General features: G+C 43.6%; 15 protein-coding genes, 1 other RNA gene and 1 pseudogene. 15 read left to right on the top strand and 2 right to left on the bottom strand.

Annotated features, from left to right (window positions below; all coding sequences use genetic code 11):
• The 10 genes from VN447_RS19895 (at position 1) to VN447_RS19850 (ending at position 10,437) form a co-directional block, all read left to right on the top strand.
• A complete protein-coding gene (locus tag VN447_RS19895; protein WP_325527571.1) occupies positions 1–621 on the top strand; it encodes an MBL fold metallo-hydrolase in 621 nt (206 codons plus the stop codon).
• 12 nt (positions 622–633) lie between these two features.
• A complete protein-coding gene (locus tag VN447_RS19890) occupies positions 634–1,686 on the top strand; it encodes an AI-2E family transporter (RefSeq protein WP_325527569.1) in 1,053 nt (350 codons plus the stop codon).
• A 5-nt stretch (positions 1,687–1,691) separates the two neighbouring features.
• On the top strand, positions 1,692–2,141 hold the full coding sequence (locus tag VN447_RS19885; protein ID WP_325527568.1) for a Fur family transcriptional regulator: 450 nt from the start codon (positions 1,692–1,694) through the stop codon (positions 2,139–2,141).
• Positions 2,131–3,720 carry a coproporphyrinogen dehydrogenase HemZ gene (gene hemZ, locus VN447_RS19880; protein ID WP_325527566.1) on the top strand — a complete coding sequence of 530 codons (1,590 nt, stop codon included), beginning with the start codon at positions 2,131–2,133 and terminating at the stop codon, positions 3,718–3,720. Before VN447_RS19885 ends, hemZ begins: the two co-directional genes overlap by 11 nt.
• Positions 3,721–3,722: 2 nt before the next feature.
• Entirely contained in the window at positions 3,723–4,988 is a 1,266-nt protein-coding gene (gene hisS / locus VN447_RS19875; protein ID WP_325527564.1) for a histidine--tRNA ligase, read from the top strand.
• Positions 4,989–5,029: 41 nt separating this feature from the next.
• Positions 5,030–6,817 carry an aspartate--tRNA ligase gene (gene aspS, locus VN447_RS19870; RefSeq protein ID WP_325527613.1) on the top strand — a complete coding sequence of 596 codons (1,788 nt, stop codon included), beginning with the start codon at positions 5,030–5,032 and terminating at the stop codon, positions 6,815–6,817.
• Between the two features lie 92 nt (positions 6,818–6,909).
• Positions 6,910–7,090: non-coding RNA, 6S RNA (gene ssrS, locus VN447_RS19865), on the top strand.
• 169 nt (positions 7,091–7,259) lie between these two features.
• A complete protein-coding gene (locus VN447_RS19860; protein ID WP_325527562.1) occupies positions 7,260–7,880 on the top strand; it encodes an acetate uptake transporter in 621 nt (206 codons plus the stop codon).
• Positions 7,881–8,072: 192 nt separating this feature from the next.
• The gene (gene ltaE, locus VN447_RS19855) at positions 8,073–9,107 is read left to right on the top strand and encodes a low-specificity L-threonine aldolase (RefSeq protein WP_325527560.1); all 1,035 of its coding nucleotides are present in this window, start codon (positions 8,073–8,075) and stop codon (positions 9,105–9,107) included.
• Between the two features lie 4 nt (positions 9,108–9,111).
• Complete coding sequence (locus tag VN447_RS19850; RefSeq protein ID WP_325527558.1) at positions 9,112–10,437, top strand: replication-associated recombination protein A; 1,326 nt, start codon at positions 9,112–9,114, stop codon at positions 10,435–10,437.
• 86 nt (positions 10,438–10,523) lie between these two features.
• Here VN447_RS19850 and VN447_RS19845 read toward each other — a convergent pair whose 3' ends face one another.
• Together VN447_RS19845 and VN447_RS19840 are read right to left on the bottom strand one after the other, a co-directional pair.
• Complete coding sequence (locus VN447_RS19845; protein ID WP_325527556.1) at positions 10,524–11,918, bottom strand: hypothetical protein; 1,395 nt, start codon at positions 11,916–11,918, stop codon at positions 10,524–10,526.
• A 190-nt stretch (positions 11,919–12,108) separates the two neighbouring features.
• On the bottom strand, positions 12,109–12,723 hold the full coding sequence (locus VN447_RS19840; RefSeq protein WP_325527554.1) for an acetate uptake transporter: 615 nt from the start codon (positions 12,721–12,723) through the stop codon (positions 12,109–12,111).
• Between the two features lie 305 nt (positions 12,724–13,028).
• On the opposite strand from VN447_RS19840, the gene VN447_RS19835 reads away from it, so the two are divergent.
• From VN447_RS19835 to VN447_RS19815, 5 genes and pseudogenes are all read left to right on the top strand, one after another.
• Positions 13,029–13,463 (top strand): Rrf2 family transcriptional regulator, encoded by a 435-nt coding sequence (locus VN447_RS19835; protein ID WP_325527552.1) that lies wholly within the window; start codon positions 13,029–13,031, stop codon positions 13,461–13,463.
• Between the two features lies 1 nt (position 13,464).
• Positions 13,465–14,676 carry a cysteine desulfurase NifS gene (gene nifS / locus VN447_RS19830; protein ID WP_325527550.1) on the top strand — a complete coding sequence of 404 codons (1,212 nt, stop codon included), beginning with the start codon at positions 13,465–13,467 and terminating at the stop codon, positions 14,674–14,676.
• A 22-nt stretch (positions 14,677–14,698) separates the two neighbouring features.
• Entirely contained in the window at positions 14,699–15,070 is a 372-nt protein-coding gene (nifU, locus tag VN447_RS19825; protein WP_084575171.1) for a Fe-S cluster assembly scaffold protein NifU, read from the top strand.
• A 7-nt stretch (positions 15,071–15,077) separates the two neighbouring features.
• A complete protein-coding gene (mnmA, locus tag VN447_RS19820; RefSeq protein WP_325527547.1) occupies positions 15,078–16,178 on the top strand; it encodes a tRNA 2-thiouridine(34) synthase MnmA in 1,101 nt (366 codons plus the stop codon).
• A gap of 145 nt (positions 16,179–16,323) precedes the next feature.
• Positions 16,324–16,544, top strand: a pseudogene (locus VN447_RS19815) (threonine synthase); the annotation flags it as partial.

Genomic DNA, 16,544 nt, shown 5'->3' with positions numbered 1-16,544 from the left:
GTGAAGATAATTGAACTGCAAGTAGGCCAACTTGGGACTAACTGCTATGTAGTGTATTGTGAGCAAACATTAAAGGCAGGCGTAATTGATCCTGGCGGCAGTGCTGAAGCCATAATTGCCGAAATTAAAAAAGCTAATCTCAAAGTTGAGTACATTATTAATACCCACGGACATGCTGATCATATTGCTGCTAACGATGCTGTCCAGCAGGCTACCGGAGCGAAAATTCTGATTCATCATGAAGATGCTGACATGTTGACAAGTGCTCAGCGCAATCTATCGATGTTTATTGGCGGCGGTATTGTTTGTCAGCCGGCTGATCAACTGCTCAGTCATAACGATACTGTCATTATTGGCAGCATCGAATTGAAAGTTCTGCATACGCCGGGGCATACACCTGGAGGTATTTGTCTGTTGTCAGATAAAGTGTTGATTGCCGGGGACACGCTATTTGCCGAGTCAATTGGCAGGACTGATTTCCCAGGCGGTTCTTATAACCAGTTAATCAACAGTATTAAAGATAACCTAATGAAACTTGCGGATGACGTTGAGGTTTTACCGGGTCATGGCCCAAAAACTAGCATTGGCTGGGAACGTAACCACAATGCTTTTATTCAGTAACTGGGCTTATATATGATGAAATCACCAGTCGTTTGGGTAAGAATAGTTATTTTAGCCTCAGGATTGTATATGCTTAGTCAAGTAACTGTTATCTATCTGCCGATTATTGTTGCAGTTGTCGCTGCATTTGTGCTTAACCCACTTGTGAATGCTCTGACTGCAATTTCCTTGGGAGCGCGAAAATACCATTTACCCCGTGGTGTTGCGATTTTACTCGTTTTTGTGCTGACAGCGTTATTATTGACTGTTCTTACGACATTTGTTCTGCTCCCGTTTGTCAGTGAGTTTAATAATTTTGTTATTAACTTACCTAAACTTACTAACAGAATTAGAAACTTGGCTATGTTAATTGAGCACCAGGCAAACTTAGCGCAAGTACCCGATAATATCCGCCAGCTTATTGAGAATGGATTGGGCGGAGCAGCTTCTTATGGTATAGGTTTAGTGCGTAATGGCATTAATGCAATATTTACTTTTGCTACGCAAATTATTGAACTTGTAGTTGTACCAGTGATGGTTTACTATTTTTTAAAAGACTGGCGGAGCCTTAAAGATGGTGTTGTTACCCTCTTTCCCTTAACAGCACAGGCTTGTGCTATCAGTGTAATTGAAGAGATGGCTGTTGTTGTGAGCAACTATATCAGGGGTCAGGTACTTATTAGTGTTATAATGGGCTTACTGGTATTTAGCGGCATGTACTTTATGGGAGTAGACTATCCAATTGTATTAGGTCTCTTGGCTACTCTGACGGAGACTATTCCCATTATTGGGCCCATAATCGGCGCTATTCCTGCCATCTTGATGGCTTATCTGGCATCGCCGTTATTGGCAATTAAAGTGGCTGCTTTTTATATAATCCTCCATCAAATTGAAAACCACATAATTGTTCCTAATATTATGGGGCACACCATCGATTTACATCCCATATTGGTAATTATAAGCTTGTTGATTGGCGGCCAACTGTATGGAATTGCAGGGATGATTCTGGCTGTTCCTGTTGCCGCATTGCTTAAGGTGATACTCAGGCACCTCTGGTATTTAGATAAAGTTAATAAAGACAGGTGAAGTATATGAATATTGATTTGTCTAATTTGCGTCAGAAATTTCGGGAACGGGAGTACAAGCTGACACCGCAGCGTCAGATCATTTTACAGGTTTTTGTCGATAACCGCGATAAGCACTTAAGTGCTGAAGATGTTCATAATATTGTGCGTCAGCAGTCACATGACATTGGTCTGGCAACAGTGTATCGCACACTTGAATTATTAAGTGAACTTGATATCCTGCAAAAGATGGATTTTGGCGATGGCCGCAGCCGGTATGAAATTAATGAAACAAGTACACCGCATCATCATCATCATCTTATCTGCCTTGCATGTGGTAAGGTGATAGAATTTGAGGGTGATTTACTGGAAGATCTCGAAACGGTAATAGCTAAAAACAGCAATTTTACCATCGTGGATCATCAAGTTAAGTTTTATGGATATTGTCAGGAGTGCCGTAAAAAACGTGAAGATTAAAGATTTTTTCTTTACTGCCTCCCCTGGCACTGGCATCAATGTTTCAACTGCCGTACGTGACACTATGGTTCTGTTCAATGTCGACGAGGCAGGTGCCTGGCCGGAAGGGGCTCCTTTAACCGAACTTAAGACAGGTAGTTTACTGGTAGCAAGTTCAGTTAGTTATGAGGAAAAGAAAGTATGTGTCAAAATCACGATCAGCTTTTGTAAGCCAGGAGTTGAGCCGGAATCTCTGACGGAATTTATGTGTCGGCCTATGCCACAGGAACGTTCTAAGTCTGAGGACAATGAAGATATAACCGGACTTGTCAAGCGACTGGTCCGGCTTGCTGTACTTGAGCTTATGCGGAAGTTAACAGGAAGTAATCCAGCGCCGTGGGGAATACTGCGAGGTGTTCGCCCTACGAAGATTGTTCATCGTTTACTAGATCAAGGTCTTATTCATGATCAAATCACTGCCAGGCTTGTGAAAGAGTATGCGTTAGAACCAGCCAAAGCTGACCTTGTAACAGGTATTGCCATTCACCAGCGCCCCGTTATCAGTAATCCTGATAATCTGGTGCGGGAGAAAAAGGTAAGTATCTATGTAGGAATTCCTTATTGTCCATCGAGATGCTTGTATTGCTCATTTCCGGCTTTTGTACTGCCTGAGCGGCGAGAAGAGCTTAATACTTTTTTGCGGGCAATTACCCGGGACATTGAAAGTACCATTAAATTAGTAGCCAAGTTTAATTTATCAGTAGAGAGTATTTATGTAGGCGGCGGAACACCTACAAGTTTGGCAGCCGCTGATTTGTCCAGCCTGCTTGGTTTAATCAAGCAAGGTTTTAAGAGTGTACACACCAGAGAATTTACTGTTGAGGCTGGGCGTCCTGATAGCATTAATGACGAAAAAATTGATGTTTTGCGGCAATATGGAGTCACCAGGGTTAGTATCAATCCACAAACAATGCAGGATAAAACATTAAAACAGATTGGACGGCGGCATACAGTTCAGGATATAATAGACATATTCGCTAAAATCCGCCATGCAGGGATACCCTTAATAAACATGGATGTAATCGCCGGTTTGCCAGGTGAGACTGAAGCCGACATGGAAGATACCATGCGGCAGATCGCCCAGCTCAACCCTGAAAACGTTACTCTACATACGTTAGCCTTGAAGCGTGGTTCGCTATTGATGGAGTCGCTGGATTCTGGCATGTTAACCGGACAAGCTTTGCCTAATGAGATAATAACCCAAGCGATGCTTAAAAATGCTGCAGGTTATATCGCCAAAATGGACATGCATCCATATTATTTGTACCGGCAGAAATATATGACAGGTAATCTTGAAAATATTGGCTATGCTAAACCGGAAACTGATTGCCTTTATAATATACAAATTATGGAGGAGAGGCAGACGATCATTGGTATTGGCCCAGCTGCCGGCACTAAGGCCGTAAGTCCCAATCATTGGCGGCTACAAAGTTCTTACAATGCCAAGGATGTTATCTCCTACATAAAAAATTTAGATATTTATTTAAACGAACGAAATATCTTGCTCTCAAGATTGTATGGCGACCGTGAGGAGGATTAATTATGTTGACAACCGGACCTCGGGGAACGAGAGATATATTGCCTGACAGTAGTGGATATTGGCAGTATGTAGAAAACATGATCCGTGAAGTATGCCGTAATTTTGCTTATCAGGAGATTCGTACGCCTATTTTTGAGCATACGGAACTTTTCTTAAGAGGTATCGGGGAGACTACCGATATTGTTGAAAAAGAAATGTATACCTTCACTGACAGAGGTAAGCGTAATATTACCTTAAGACCTGAAAATACTGCAGCTGTGGTGCGCTCTTATTTAGAGAACAAACTATATGCCGGGCCGCAGCCGACAAAGTTATTCTATATTGGGCCCATGTTTAGGTATGACCGGCCGCAAGCTGGACGTTACCGTCAGTTTCATCAGTTTGGCGTCGAAGCTATAGGCGCTCAAGGGCCGGCTATTGACGCAGAGATTATCAGTTTGGCAGTAGAGTTTCTTAACCGGCTGGGACTGAATGACTTAAAATTGTTAATCAATTCAGTGGGCTGTCCTGCATGTCGGCCGGTTTATCGAACCAAATTGCAGGAGTTTTTCCGCGATAAAGTATCTCAGTTATGTACAGACTGTCAGTCCAGGTATGACCGTAATCCCATGCGGATTCTGGATTGTAAAAACGAGACATGTACGGAGCACTCCCAAGGAGCTCCGCACATGGTGGATTGTCTGTGTGACGAATGCAGCAGCCACTTCACCGGCCTAAAAGAACATTTAACGGCGGCGGGGATCAACTTTGTCATTAATCCCCGTTTAGTGCGCGGTCTTGACTATTATACTAAGACGGCCTTTGAAATTCAGTACTCGCCTTTAGGTGCGCAGAGCGCGGTATGCGGCGGTGGTCGTTACGACGGTCTGATTGCTGAGTGTGGTGGGCAGCCAACGCCGGGTATCGGGTTTGCCATTGGGATCGAGCGGGTACTTTTGGCTTTGGAAAAGCAGGAACTGCTGCCAATAATCAATAACGCCATTGACGTCTTTGTTGCTCCATTAGGAGCTGAGACTCAGGCAGCCGCTTTCCAAATATTAACTGAGCTTCGTCGGGCAAATATTGCCGTTGATATGGATTTTATAAACCGCAGTTTGAAAGCGCAGATGAAGTACGCCAATAAATATCCGGCCAAATTTGTAGCACTCATCGGTCAGGATGAACTGGCGCAAAATAAAGTAATGTTAAAAAATATGGAGACAGGCAGCCAAGAATTAGTTGAAAGGGCTGAACTGGTACATATGATTATAGAGGGGATGGAGAAGTAATGGCACAACTAGAAACAGCCAGTTATGAAACAATTAACACAATTGACACAATGCAGGGGTTAAAACGAACCCACGCTTGTAATGATTTGAACCAGGATTTTACCGGGCAGGAGGTCACTCTGTGCGGCTGGGTTTCAAGGCGTCGTGATCATGGCGGGCTTATATTTATTGATTTGCGGGACCGCTCAGGTATCGTTCAAGTGGTATTTTCGTCTGATGTTAATAAAGACGCTTTTATCAAGGCCGAGATAGTTCGCAATGAATTTGTGCTGGCTGTACGTGGTGTTGTAAAAGTTCGCTCTGAAGGTACAATCAATCCTAATATGGATACAGGCACCGTTGAGGTATATGGCAATGAACTGAAAATATTAAATATGGCTAAAACGCCACCTTTTTATATTCAAGACAACATTGATGTTGATGAAATCCTCCGGTTAAAGTACCGATATCTTGATTTACGGCGTCCTGAAATGCAAAAAGACCTTATGCTCAGGCATCGGGTGGCCAAGTCAATGCGGGACTTCTTGGATAAACACCGTTTTCTTGAAGTTGAAACCCCTATCCTTACTAAAAGCACACCTGAAGGTGCCAGAGACTATTTGGTGCCTAGCCGGGTAAATCCAGGCAAGTTTTATGCTCTGCCCCAATCGCCGCAAATCTATAAGCAATTATTAATGGTTGCCGGTATGGAGCGATATTTTCAAATTGCTCGCTGCTTCAGGGATGAAGACTTAAGAGCTGACCGTCAGCCCGAGTTTACTCAGCTTGACATCGAAATGTCATTTATTGACCGGGAAGAAATCCTATCGCTTATGGAGCAAATGATTGCCTACATCTTTAAAGAGGGTATTGGTGCCGAGGTGCCCACGTCCTTTGTGCGGTTAACTTATGAAGAGGCGATGGCACGTTATGGATCAGATAAGCCTGACCTTCGTTTTGGTATGGAACTAATTGATTTATCAAGTATATTTAAAGATTCCGGGTTTAAAGTATTTGATTCTGTGCTGGCTAACGGCGGACAGGTTAAGGTTATTAATGTTAAAGGTTATGCCAACGCTCCCCGCCGTGAACTTGATGGCCTTGTAGACTATGTTGCTACATATGGCGCTAAGGGTTTAGCCTGGATATCTTATACAGATGAGGGTCTGAAATCACCGATTACAAAATTCTTTAGCGAAGATACAATTAATAAAATGACAGCTGCTGCTCAGGCTGAGACTGGTGACCTACTGCTGTTTGTTGCCGATAAACCTAAAGTCGTAGCCGCCGCCCTAGGTCAGCTTAGACTGGAAATGGGCCGCCGTCTCAACTTAATCGACCCAGACAAATTATCATTCCTATGGGTTATTGATTTTCCCATGTTTGAATATGACGAAGAAGACAAACGGTGGGTTGCTATGCACCATCCGTTCACTTCACCACGCGACGAGGACGTTCAATATTTGGGAAACGATCCCGGCAAGATTAAAGCTAAAGCCTATGACATGGTGCTTAACGGTATTGAGTTGGGCGGTGGCAGCATCCGGATTTATAACCGTGGCCTACAGGAAAAAGTATTTTCGGCGATCGGGTTAGCTCCTGAGGAAGCTGTGGAAAAATTTGGTTACTTGCTTGAGGCTTTTGAATACGGCACTCCGCCGCATGGCGGCATTGCCTTTGGCTTAGACCGTCTGGTTATGCTTATGGCTAAACGAGCCTCTATTCGCGATGTCATTGCTTTCCCCAAAACCCAAAGCGCTTCAGAGATGATGATGCAATCTCCGTCAGAAGTTGGGCCGCGGCAGCTTAAAGAATTGTTCATCAAGTCAGAGGTTCTTACTAAAAAATAAGTAGCTCTGTACTGGAAGAATATACCGTAGTCTAAACTCTTGCAATTGTGTGATTTATTTGATAATATAAAGGCGAACAGAAAAATCCGCTCATACCCCTGTTGTGTGCGTGTAATGTCTATGTTTTGAGCCAACACATCTACTTTGGGAGCCTGTCTCTGATTATGGCCTGTATGCCCTGCACGTTTAAAGGGACACACAAAGTAATTAGGCGAGCACCCACCTGCCGAGGGCAGGTTCAAAACAAAGGCAGTACGGCATGATGGGGATTGAGCGTGTTTTTTTTATGCCCTTTTTTAGGAGATCTTACCAGCTTGCGTTGTTATCAGGACAATCCCCTCACTGACTATAAAATATTTTAAATGACTCTATTCGACAATAATTGACGCTTTATTCGATTTATGTTATCTTTATTGAGTACATTTTTTTATAGGGGGATATCATGAGCAACACAGCTGGTGAAGTACAAAAAATTTCTGAAGTTATCGCTGATCCTACTCCATTAGGCGTCTTTGGCTTGGCCATGGTAACATTGGTCGCAGCATCCCAAAAATTGGGTTGGACGTCTGGCACTGCATTCCTGATCCCTTGGGCTTTTTTCCTTGGAGCCACTGCTCAATTTGTTGCCTCATACTGGGATTTTAAGCACAACAATCTTTTCGGCGCTACCGTTTTAGGCGCATTTGGTCTTTTCTGGTATAGCGTTGCAATGGCCTGGATGATCAAAGGAGGGGTATTTGGTGCCGCTCTTGCTGCACAGGCTGATGTCAGTCAACTTGGCTTCGCTTTTTTTGGCTACTTCATTTTCTCCGTATTTGCTACAGTAGCATCTGTTGACACTAACAAAGTGTTTATTGGCATTATGGTCCTGATTGACGTCCTTTTAATCTGCCTCGCCCTTGATTCCTGGGGATTCCACTGGGCACATTCAATTGCTGCCTGGTCTGAGCTTGGTATCAGTATCCTTGGCTTTTATGCAAGTGGAGCTATATTCCTTAATAAGTTCGCCGGACGGGTTGTCCTGCCAATCGGCAAACCTCTTGGCCTCTTAAAGCGCGTCTAATCCCTAACAGTGATTTAATTAAAACCTGACAAGTCTTATATAACAAACTCAAGCACGACTATCGTATCCCGGAAATTTACCGGATATGGTGGTCGTGCTTTTTATGCTATTTTTATTTTTCAGTCAAGGATTTCCCGCTGCTTAGTCAGAATACTACAGAGTAGATAATAAGCAGATTTGATAGGAGTGACAATGTTGCGATTTGTTGATTTACGAAGCGATACCGTAACTATGCCAACACCTCAAATGCGTGAAGCAATGTACCGGGCTGAGGTAGGCGACGATGTATATGGTGAAGATCCAACTGTAAGAGAGCTCGAGGAATTAGGTGCTCGTATGACAGGTAAAGAGGCCAGTTTATTTGTTACTAGTGGCACAATGGGAAACCAGTTGGCTATCTTAGCCCATACGCAACGAGGCGACGAGATTATATGTGAGTCGGACTCTCATATATTTTTCTATGAAGTAGGGGGGATAGCCGCTTTGGCTGGTGTTCAGGCTAGAACCATCCCGGGAAACCATGGAGTGTTGACCCCAGAGTTAATTTCGGCAGCTATTCGTCCCCGGGACATTCACCAGCCGCCAACCTCACTTATTTGCTTGGAAAATACCCATAACCGGGCTGGGGGTGTGAGCTATCCTATAGAAGTTTTATCCAGCATCTATACCCTTTGTAAGAATAATAATATCCAGCTTCACACTGACGGTGCCAGAATCTTTAATGCAGCTGTCCGGAATCAAGTGAGTGTAGATAAGCTTACGTGCTATACCGATTCAGTCATGTTCTGTTTATCGAAAGGTCTATGCGCTCCGGTCGGGTCACTACTGGCTGGTTCGCAGGAGTTTATTGAGAAATGTCGTCGTTATCGTAAAATGCTGGGTGGCGGCATGAGGCAAGCAGGAATCATCGCAGCAGCTGGAATTGTTGCTCTTAACTCGATGGTGGAGCGACTTAATGAGGACCACGACAACGCCCGTCTGCTCGCCAATGCAATTGCCAATATGGATATAGGGTTTAATCCTAACGCTGTCCAAACCAATATCGTGGTAGTAGATACCACTACAATCGGGAAAACTGCTGCTGAGTTAGCAGCTCGTTTAGCCGACCAAGGCATTAAGATCAGCCAATTTGGTGACTATAAAATTCGTATGGTAACCCATCATGGAATTACGGGTGATGATATCGAATATACCATTAATACATTGGCAAGCACAGTAAAAGGGTGATAGTGTGGACTTGTTTACACCGAATTTATTCGAAACCGAAATGAAGGATAGTAGACCGTTGGCCGTCAGAATGCGCCCGAGGACGTTAGAAGAATACATTGGGCAAGAAGAGATCATTGGTCATGGCAAATTTTTGCGGCGTATGATCGAAAATGATAACATTCCGTCAATTGTTCTATATGGTCCGCCAGGAACAGGCAAGACAACACTTGCTCATATTATCGCGCAAACAACCGGCAGCCATTTTGAGAAATTAAATGCGGTAGCTGCAGGTACCGCAGATATTCGGAAAGTGGTAGAAAGCGCAAAAGAGCGGCTTAGGCTCCATCAGCGTCGAACAATTTTATTTGTAGATGAAATTCACAGATTCAATAAAGGACAGCAAGATGTCCTGCTGCCCTATGTTGAAAACGGCACTGTTATTTTAATTGGTGCAACCACCGAAAATCCTTATTTTGAAGTAAATTCGCCGCTTTTATCACGTATGCGGGTAATTCGGCTTAAGCGCTTGGATGAACAGGGGATCATTCGGATTTTAGAACAGGCGCTGTCTGACAGGGAGCGCGGGCTTGGACAAGAGGAAATCAGCTATGACAAGGATACCTTACATAAAATAGCTGCGATTGCCGGTGGAGATGCCCGAACAGCACTCAATATCATTGAACAAGCGGCAGCTATGCTTGACCCCGCTCAGTCGATTACTCCTGAAATTATCGAAACAGTGGCAGGCGAAAAGCTGCAGGCCTATGATAAAAAGGGCGACAATCACTATGATGTAGTATCCGCATTTATTAAAAGCATGCGAGGCTCAGATCCTGATGCGGCGTTGCATTATCTTGCGCGAATGCTAGAAGCTGGAGAGGATGTCAAGTTTATCGCAAGGAGGCTGGTTATTTGTGCTTCCGAAGATATCGGCAACGCAGATCCGCAGGCTCTTGTTCTAGCAATGGCAGTAGCTCAGGCTGTTCAATTTATCGGTATGCCTGAAGGACGGATTCCGTTGGCGCAAGCTGTAGTATATCTGGCCTGTGCACCTAAGAGTAATGCAGCTTACATGGCTGTTGACGAAGCAATAGAGGATGTTCGTCGCCTCGATTATGGAAATGTGCCTGCCCACCTCTGTGATGCTCACTATCGTGGCGCCCGTGAGCTCGGCAATGGCAAAGGGTATCTTTATCCCCACGACTATGAAGAGGGTTTTGTTACTCAGCAATATATGCCTGACAGGCTGACACATCGCAACTATTATCACCCTACACGTAATGGTGTTGAAGCCAGGTTTGCTGAAAGGTTGGAGCGAATTAAACAAAAAAATACCGACAAAAAGTAAAAAGCTCTCCGCTCAATCGGAATTAATTCTTTAGTACCCAACAAAAATAGAACTTGCATGTGCAAGTTCTATTTTTGTCGTCTTCACTATAAAGATAGTTTCATTTGCCCTAATACTTTTCCAGATTGATCAACAAAGGTTACATTAATACTTCCGGTAGTTTCGAATAAACTACGTTCAATAAGCACATAATCGGAGGGATAAACATAATCCTTAGTCATAGGAGCATCAACGTGAGGGCTTTTAGTTCTTACCTTGACAGTTAAGTCCTTATCCTTCAAAGTAACCTTCTCAATTCCGATCATATTACTTGAAGAAGTTCCACCTAGGTAGGCGACTAAAGCCACTTTATTAGTTAGGTCAACATCTTGCAGCTTATCAATAACTGGCTGTGGAACTTGTTGAAGGTTCATTCGTTTAGCTTGCAACTCATAGCTGTATATTGCGGCTACGCCAGTCCCTTGCGGATATTGAGGTAAATTCCACTGCCAATTTTTGTACTTGTCAGTCGAATATATTACTTTTTCACCAATAGGAGTACCTGGCTTAATAACAGTGCCTGTCACCTTATAAGTTGTCCAAATGGCATCACGTCCACCGAACGGCTTAACAAGAATCATCGTATATTTTTTGTCGTCATGAATTACTTCAACATCGATTTGTCCGTGCCGCGATATTGAACTACTGCTTAATTTACGGATAATAGTGAATTGATCCTTCTCCGAGAAACCATATGTCTTGCCTTCATTCTTGGCAACTAGCATGGGGTCGAGTCGCCACATCTCGCGGCCGGCATCGACAGCTTGCTGCCATTTGATTGCGCGGTCATAATCAAGCCCTTCTACGCCAGGTCCTACATCAGGCTTGTCAGGTTTTTGCGGTTGAGTTACCTTGGCTTCTTTGATTGATACAATTTGCCATATCTTACTGTTGCCTGAGCCAGTCGGTTGCACTAACTCGACTAAATAAAATACTGCACCATGTCCAACAAGAACATATGCTTTCCCAGTTCCTGTAGTCGAACTGTTGTATACTTGTGATATAAGGGTAAAACTATCTTTCTTAACATCAAATCCATATTTCCCAGCATTGCTTTTTACTACTGACACCGGATCAAGCAACCATTGCTGATTACCTTTATCAGCCTCTTGCTGAAGTTGCTCAACAATTACTTTTTCAAGAGTAACACTAACTGTTTGTTTCCCTGTGTTGTCAATAACAACGCGCTGCATTGTACCGTTGTTTTCTGTAATCACAGCTTCTGTATTGATGATTTCTTCTTTTACCTGCTTATTAATAACTTCGGCTTCCGAAACTGCCTTTTCCTCAATTGCCGCAATATTAGGCTGCGTTTGGGCCGGTTTGTTATCAACCCATTTTATCGCAGCCATCGCGTGAGGGAACAGTATTGGCGCAAAACCTCCGGAGATAATTGCTGCCCCGGTTATTGCTACAACTATTTTTTTATGTCTCAAATTCATTTGCAGGTCTCCTCTCTTATAGTCGGATGTTTCTCATTACATCTTATTTAACGCCGAAAAATAAATAAGGTAACGTAGTAGTTGTTAACAATAATATCCAGAGCGCATTTTCACCCTACGCGTAACGGTGTTGAAACCAGAAAATAAAAATCCCCCGCATTTGCGGGGGATTTAGGCTTATGCCAGCTAGTTATTTAAAGATACCAAAAGGTTTGCCTGTTGGCAGGAATGGCTTGCCAAAGTGAGTATTAAGGGTAGCAGCGGCACTGCCGTAAAAACCAAATAGCGCAATCATAAGCTCAGCCCAGGCTGCCATAGTATGCCAGCCATGGCCTAAGCCTAAAGCGTCTGCGGCAAGGCCGAGAAACAGTATGTCGATAAGGAAGAAAATAATGAAAAGGACTTTGTTAGTTTCCATAGCACCAATAGTCATGTACACAGAGAAAATAAGATAGCCGACAAAAGCAACGCCAAGCTGTGCACCGTCAACATTAGCAGCTAATATTGGGCCAAAAGCCCCCATTTTGATAAGCCAACAGGCAGCTACCGATAACCAGAACAGACCGTAAGCTCCAAAGGCTGTTGCACCAAATGTATTGTTGTGTTTAAAGTCATTAAAGCATGCAATCATCTGGGCAATAGCACCAAGAAAAATAGCCCAAGGAACAACAAAAGAGAATCCCGTAGTCCAGCCGAGTTTTTGTGAAGCGGCTACCAAAGTAACCATTGCCAGGCCAAAAAGACCCAGTCCGCCCGGATCGGCAGTCACAATTTTTACTGTTTGCATATTGTTGGTGTTACTCATGCAAAACCTCCTAAATATTTAGTATGTTTAAAAAATAACATAGTCTATCATATAGTGTCAATCAAATAAATTCATAAAATATACCAGGGAATTATTTGCAATTTATTATGGTCATTCCGAAATAAAATAAATTGTTTGGATGCTTGATTAAAATACGTAAATTGGCGAATAGGGTTACTTTTACGGCAAATAATACAAAATAATTATAATTAGATCTCCTTTGACAACTGTTCATAATTTTGGTATATTAAAAAAAAGAAAACCTATCGTAATACTCGGAAAAGGCCGGAGTGGGAGAGGTTGCAGTGAAACTGTCAACGAAAGGGCGTTATGGCGTTGCCGCCATGTATGATTTGGCTTTGCATTATGGACAAGGCGCCATTTCACTCAAAAGCGTGGCTCAGCGCCAGGGAATATCAGAACACTATCTGGAACAGTTAATGGGTACACTAAGGAAAGCTGGTTACGTAAAAAGCGTGCGAGGAGCCCAAGGTGGCTATTCATTAACGAAAGAACCGGCGCAAATCTCAGTTGGTGATATTATCCGGATTATGGAAGGGCCGATTGCCCCGGTTGATTGTCTGCTCTCAGATGATGCAAGCAGAACTTTCTGTTCACGGGTTAATATATGTGTGACCCGTGGCGTTTGGGCTAAGGTAAGAGACAGCATCACTTCTGTGCTGGATTCAATCACTCTTGCTGATTTATGCAATGAAGAAAAGGGACAAGGAGATGAGTAGCATGAAACGTATTTATTTTGATCACTCGGCTACTACCCCGGTTGACCGGGAAGTTGCTGAACTAATGCTGGAATACATGACCGAGAAGTATGGCAATCCGTCCAGCGTCCATGCTTTTGGCCGGGAGACCCGCAAAGCGGTTGAAGAAGCCCGGGAAAAGGTGGCTGCTTTGATTAACGCCGCTCCTAATGAAATATTCTTCACCAGCGGCGGCACTGAAGGCGACAATCTGGCAATTAAAGGTGTGGCTTATGCTAATCGCAAAAAAGGCAATCATATTATAACTACTGCAATTGAGCACCATGCAGTTCTACATACTTGCGAATATCTTGAGAAACAGGGCTTTACTGTCACTTATCTCCCTGTTGATGAACATGCCATGATACGTATGGAAGACTTAAAAAATGCTATTACTGATAAGACAATACTTATTAGCATTATGTTTGCCAATAATGAAGTGGGAACAATCCAGCCTATTAAAGAGATTGGACAACTAGCCAGAGAAAAGGGAATTTATTTTCACACAGATGCTGTTCAGGCTGTTGGCAATTGTCCAATTGATGTGAAAGAACTTAATATAGATTTACTCACTATGACAGGCCATAAATTTTATGCCAGCAAAGGCGTTGGTGCACTTTATATCCGCCGCGGCGTCAAGGTTGAAGAAATTCAGCACGGCGGCGGGCATGAGCGTAACATGCGTGCCGGTACAGAAAACGTACCTGGTATTGTTGGCCTGGGTAAGGCTGCCGAAGTTGCAATGCGGGATTTGGATAAAAAAGCTGCTTATGTTAAAGGATTGCGCGACAAAATTATTGCTGGCATTACCGAAAAGATTCCGCATATCAAGCTTAACGGTCATCCGGAAATGAGAATGCCAGGTAATGTTAACTTTAGCTTCTTGTTTATAGAAGGTGAGTCTCTCCTTTTAAATCTGGACTTGAAAGGAATTGCTGCTTCAAGTGGTTCAGCCTGCACTTCGGGCTCACTTGACCCGTCCCATGTATTATTATCAATGGGATTGACCCATGAAGTAGCACATGGCTCGTTAAGGGTTTCCCTGGGCCGGGGCAATACTGAAGAAGAGGTTAATTATTTCCTTGAGGTAGTGCCTGAAATCGTTGAACGGCTCCGCAGCATGTCGCCGCTTTATGGCAGCGCTGCTGATTTTAAGCCGTCTAATCCTTGCTCTAGCTGTCATCATCACCACTAATTAGTAGAGAGGAGAGAATACTATGTATACTGATAAAGTTATGGATCATTTCACTAATCCCCGTAATGTGGGTGAAATAAAAGATGCTGCCGGTGTTGGAGAAGTAGGCAACGCCAAGTGCGGTGATATAATGCGGATATACCTGCAGGTAGAAAATGATATAATTACTGATGTAAAATTCAAAACCTTCGGCTGTGGCGCAGCCATCGCTACCAGCAGTATGGTAACTGAAATGGTAAAAGGGAAAACACTTGACGAAGCCCTGGAGATTTCCAATCAGGCAGTTGCCGAAGCCCTGGGGGGATTGCCACCTGCCAAGATGCACTGTTCTAACTTGGCAGCTGATGCGTTGCATGAGGCTATAAAAGATTACATTGCTAAAAAAGGAAAGTGATTATTGAATGGCTGCCAAACCCAGAGTGGTTGTAGCCATGAGCGGAGGGGTGGACAGTTCTTTAACTGCCGCCCTTCTTGTTCATCAAGGCTATGATGTAATAGGCGCGACAATGCAAATATGGGAAAAAGAACAAGAACAACATAACGATAATCCGGATAGCCGGGGCTGTTGTTCGATATCGGCTGTTGACGACGCACGAAGAGTCGCCAACAAATTGGGTATCCCGTATTATGTTCTTAACTTTCGGGATATGTTTCAAGAGACAGTAATTGATTATTTTATGGCTGAGTATTCGGCCGGTCGGACTCCTAATCCCTGCATTGCTTGCAATCGATATCTCAAGTTCGAAGGATTTTTAACCAAGTCACTGGCACTTGGCGCTCAGTATGTGGCTACAGGCCACTATGCTCAGATTATGTATGATGATGACCGGCAGCGTTATATTCTGCGCAAGGGGATAGATCCTACTAAAGATCAGTCATATGCGTTATATCACCTTAACCAGCAGACTCTACGCCATTTTTTAATGCCATTAGGTAGCTTTGCAAAAACTGACACGAGAAAGATGGCGAAAGAACTGGGTTTGTCAGTTGCCGATAAACCTGACAGCCAGGAGATATGTTTTGTGCCTAATGATGATTATAAAGCTTTTCTAAAAGAACGCATCCCGGATTCTTTGAAGCCGGGAATTATTGTCGACACAGCTGGCAAAATTCTAGGTAAACATCAAGGTGTGCAGCTTTATACCGTCGGTCAGCGCAAAGGTCTTGGGTTAGCGGTCGGTAAGCCATTGTATGTTGTTGCGCTTGATGCTGAACGCAATCAGGTAATTGTCGGTTCTGATGAGGATGTTTTTGCCTCAGAGCTTATTGCTGGTGATCTTAACTTTATAACTATTGACAAACTGGACGAGCCACTTGCTGTAGAGGCTAAAATTCGTTACAGCGCGCCCCCGGCTCCGGCAACGGTAGTTCCGCTCGGCAACGGGCAAGTTAATGTGAAATTTGCATTGCCGCAGCGAGCCATCACACCTGGACAATCCGTGGTTTTTTATCAGGGCGATATTGTTGTTGGTGGCGGAATTATTTCAAAAGTAATAAAGTAGACGTAGCTTCAGGTGGGGTTTTAACCCCATCTGAAGGTTAGTCGCCCTTATCCAGGGGCTTAGCCGCTCTTAACCCCCACTTGTAGTGGGAGTCTTAGAGCGGGTTAGTCATCGGACAAAGTAGAATGAAAGGAGCAACGCAACAATGAACTATATTTGTACTAAGTGCAAAGAAAAATTTGCGTTAGAAAGCAATCGTTGGAAGTGCAGTTGTGGTGGATTGCTGCATTTGGAGTATGAGAAGAAGAAGTTAGAATTTCAGGCCACCGCCATATCAAGAAACCACTCACTTTGGAAATATATCGACGCTCTGCCGTTTGGTCAAGAAGATAGTTGGCAGGAAGTTACCTTAGGTGAGGGTGATAC

It is taken from the genome of Sporomusa sp. (assembly GCF_035561155.1).
GTDB lineage: Bacteria > Bacillota > Negativicutes > Sporomusales > Sporomusaceae > Sporomusa.
The sequence above is the reverse complement of the archived record's forward strand: the minus strand, read 5'-3'. Positions and strand labels throughout refer to the sequence as shown.